This is a genomic window from Streptomyces sp. NPDC059900, from assembly GCF_050270335.1.
Lineage (GTDB): Bacteria > Actinomycetota > Actinomycetes > Streptomycetales > Streptomycetaceae > Streptomyces.
In genome coordinates, this window is the sequence record NZ_JBNNJZ010000814.1 from 1 (window position 1) to 2,835 (window position 2,835).

3 protein-coding genes are annotated in these 2,835 nt (G+C 69.9%); all 3 read left to right on the forward strand.

Annotation, left to right across the window (positions count from 1 at the left end; translation table 11 throughout):
- Nucleotides 1-162 precede the first annotated feature (162 nt).
- Entirely contained in the window at nt 163-1,551 is a 1,389-nt protein-coding gene (locus ACQKIP_RS44340; RefSeq protein ID WP_365862143.1) for a CoA transferase, read from the forward strand.
- Nucleotides 1,552-1,697: 146 nt separating this feature from the next.
- Entirely contained in the window at nt 1,698-2,258 is a 561-nt protein-coding gene (locus tag ACQKIP_RS44345; RefSeq protein ID WP_365862233.1) for a nitroreductase family protein, read from the forward strand.
- A gap of 55 nt (nt 2,259-2,313) precedes the next feature.
- Nucleotides 2,314-2,835: maleylpyruvate isomerase family mycothiol-dependent enzyme (locus ACQKIP_RS44350; protein WP_427745589.1), on the forward strand; the 522-nt coding region annotated here is incomplete at its 3' end.

Below are 2,835 nucleotides of genomic sequence, written 5' to 3' on the forward strand. Positions count from 1 at the left end.
GTGCCGCACCTGCTCCCGCGTCATCGCCAGGCGGGCAGCCGAACCGGGCGCCCGCCTGCGCGGGCGGCGCCGGCGGCCGAATCCCCGTAGTACGCCGACGGGAGTCCGGCTTCCGTGACGCACCCCTTCCCACACTGTGGCACCCAGTGCCACAGTGTGGGCATGGATTCTCCCTTCCTCTCGGGGGCCTCGCAGGCCTGGGCGGCACTGGGTGCCGATTCTTCGCTGCTTGAGCGGGTGTCCTGCGGCGGTGCGTCCGGAGGGCTGCCGGCGCGGCTGCCCGTCATGGAGCTGGCGCGGGCCACCGTCGCGGTGTGCTCGCTCGCGGCCGCCGAGCTCGCTTCCCTGCGCACAAGGCGCCCCGTGCCCCGGGTGCGGGTCGATGACGAAGCAGTCGCGACGGCGTTCCTCAGCGACCGGCTGGTGCGGGTCGACGGGCGGGCGTGGTCGACGTTCTCGCCGCTGTCCCGGTTCTGGCGGACAACTGATGGATGGGTTCGCACGCACGCCAACTACCCACACCACCGGGCCCGGTTGCTCGCCGCCCTCGGGGTGCCGGAGCGCGCCGAGGAGGAGGCAGAGGACGCGGTGGCCCGGGCGATCGCGGGGCTTACCGCGCTGGAAGTACAGGAGAGCGTGTATGCGGCGGGCGGTCTGGCCGTCGCGGCACGCGGCCCCCGCGACTGGGCCGACAGCCAGCAGGGGGCCATGGTTGCAGGGCAGCCACTGCTGACGACGGCGCGCATCGGTGATGCCCCGGATCGAAGGCTCGGTGATGCGGCGCAGCCGTGCGCGGGGCTGCGCGTCCTGGATCTGACCCGGGTATTGGCCGGACCGGTCGCCACCCGGACGCTTGCGCTGCTCGGCGCTGATGTGCTGAGGATCGATGCCCCGCAGCTGCCGGAAAGCCAGGAGGCCCACAACGACACCGGAATGGGGAAACGCTCGACCACCCTGGACCTGGGAGAGAACACCGACCGCAGGCGCTTCGGGGAACTGCTCGATGCGGCAGACGTGGTGGTCACCGGCTACCGGCCGGGCGCGCTGGAACAATTCGGTCTGACGCCCGAGGCGCTCGCCGAGCGCCGTCCGGGTCTGGTCATCGCCCAGCTCTCCGCGTGGGGCCATTACGGACCGTGGCGCGAGCGGCGCGGCTTTGACAGCCTGGTCCAGGTAGCCACCGGCATCGCCGAGCTGGAGGGTTCGCCCGACTCGCCCGGCACTCTGCCCGCTCAGGCGCTCGACCACGGCACCGGCTATCTGCTTGCGGCCGGTGTCCTGCGCGCGCTCACCGAGCAGCACCGCACCGGCGGCACCCGGCTGATCCGCCTGGCGCTGGCACAGACCGCGCACTGGCTGGTCCACGGCCTGGCACCCGCTCCCGGCAAGGACGAGGGCTTCGACGCCGAACACCGGATGGCCGAAACCGACAGCCCCATGGGCCGTCTGCGGCACGCACTGCCGCCGGTGTCCTACGACGGCGGCCCGGTGAACTGGGCACGTCCGCCGGGCCTGTGGGGAACGGATGCCCCGGTCTGGAGCGACTCCTGACGCATCCAATAGGGCGCGTATCGGGTCGTGATCAATGCGTGGGCATTCCTTCGTTGATCTTTGTTCTGGTAGGCGGTCTGATGTGGCCGGTGTCTGTGCTTGCATCGGCCGGAATACGTACTCACGGTCGCCGGTTGCAGCGGAACGTGCGCCATCCTCAGGAGCCGCCCAGCGGCATACACCCACTGCTTGCCGGGCGTTTCAGCCCCTACCGGTTCGATCCGTCAGCGGTGGTCGACGACCATGCCCTCGGGCTGCTGCTGGAAGCCGCGCGGTGGGCGCCATCGGCAGGGAACTCCCAGGCGTGGGGCTTCTTCATCGGCAGACCCGGTGAGCCGGAATATGACCGGGTGCTCCCTCACCTTGCACCGAGCTCGGCCCGCTGGGCGACGGATGCGAGCCTGCTCGTCGTCACACTGACGCGCCGACACGTCGATGACACCCAACTGCCCTACTCCGAGTTCGCGGACTACGACCTCGGCCAGGCCGTTGCCCACATGACTGTCCAGGCCCAGGCCCTGGGACTCGCTGCGCACCAATTCCGGGCCTTCGACCTGGAAGGGATCACCAAGGAGTTGGCCCCGAACCCGGGCTGGGTGATCGTCTCCATGGTCGCGGTGGGCAAGGCGGCTGACAGACCCGCAGAGCTCCGTGACCGGCGTAGCGTCGCGCACTTGCGTTCTGCTCCCTGGTCGCCAGCGGAGTAGTCGACGGGTCGGACCCGGGTCGCGATGTCAGTGGGCTGGGTTAGGTTCGCCGGTCATGCACCCGGAATCTCTGCTGCAGCACCTGAGCAACGAACTCGACGCGTTCCGCGCCTGCCTCGATGGTGATCTGTCTATGCCTGTCGAACACTGCGGCGATTGGACGCTCTGTGACTTGGCCGAGCACCTGGGCAGCTCGAATCTGTGGGCGGCGGCCGCGGTCACCGAGCAGCACGGCAAGCACGAGCCCACCTCGGCTCCGCGTGATCCCGATGAGTTTCTGCGGTGGTTCGAGGGGAGCTCAGGGACTCTGCTCAAGGCCCTCGACACCGACCCGAGTGCGAGCGCCTGGACCTTCCATCCGCCGCACACGGTGGGCTTCTGGCAGCGGCGGCGTGCGCTGGAGACGCTCGTGCACCGCTGGGATGCCGAGAACGCACTGGGTAGGAGTCGACCGCTCGACCCGGTCCTGGCCGGCGAAGGCGTGGCAGAGGTCTTCGACACGATGGCACCCAGGCAGATAGCCCGGGGACGAGCTCGGCATCCTCAGAACGCCCTGCGACTGCACGCGACGGACACC

Coding starts and splice junctions, on each gene's coding strand:
- ACQKIP_RS44340 (WP_365862143.1), top strand. CDS start 163: ATGGATTCTCCCTTCCTCTCGGGGGCCTCGCAGGCCTGGGCGGCACTG.